The sequence below is a fragment of the Neisseria sp. P0021.S005 genome (assembly GCF_051956955.1).
Window position 1 is genome coordinate 1 of the sequence record NZ_JBQCWY010000905.1, and the last position, 523, is coordinate 523.

The window sequence follows — 523 nt, forward strand, 5'->3', positions numbered from 1 at the left end:
CACTGATAGAAAGGGGGAGACTAACGCCAACAGTCAGAACGACGAAACAAACGTTAAACACACCAGCAACAGCACTCACACCCCAACCACCAAAGCCGGTACCACTAACACCACCACGCCCACCCTCAAACCCCTTCCCCCCTTTTTTTGTGGGGGGGACGTTGAATACTGAGGTAGAGACCTCTTTATTTGTAGGCATCGTCGGATGGGTAGAAGAGACAGCGGTAACACCACTACTACCATCGTTAAAGACGGTGCAACTGGTGCCGACGGTAAGAACGCTGAAGCCGACGTTAAAGACCCATCTATTATACACATCTACGAGCCCACGAAACTAGGCATGATCTGGACTTACATTGTCCCCCTTAAAGACGGTAGAGGTAGAAAGAATAGTGAAGTAATTAAAGATGGTGCAAATGGTGGAGAAGGTAAGAACGATGAAGCCGACGTTAAAGACAACGGAAATGGTACCCACACTGTAACCATCAAAGACGGTAACGGTAACACCAATACTACCATCATT

General features: G+C 47.8%; 1 protein-coding gene. It reads left to right on the forward strand.

What is annotated here, in order from left to right:
- Window positions 1–205: 205 nt before the first annotated feature.
- Window positions 206–523 (forward strand): collagen-flanked surface repeat-containing protein (locus tag ACTHUE_RS20085; RefSeq protein ID WP_440424289.1); only part of this gene is annotated, 318 nt, incomplete at its 3' end.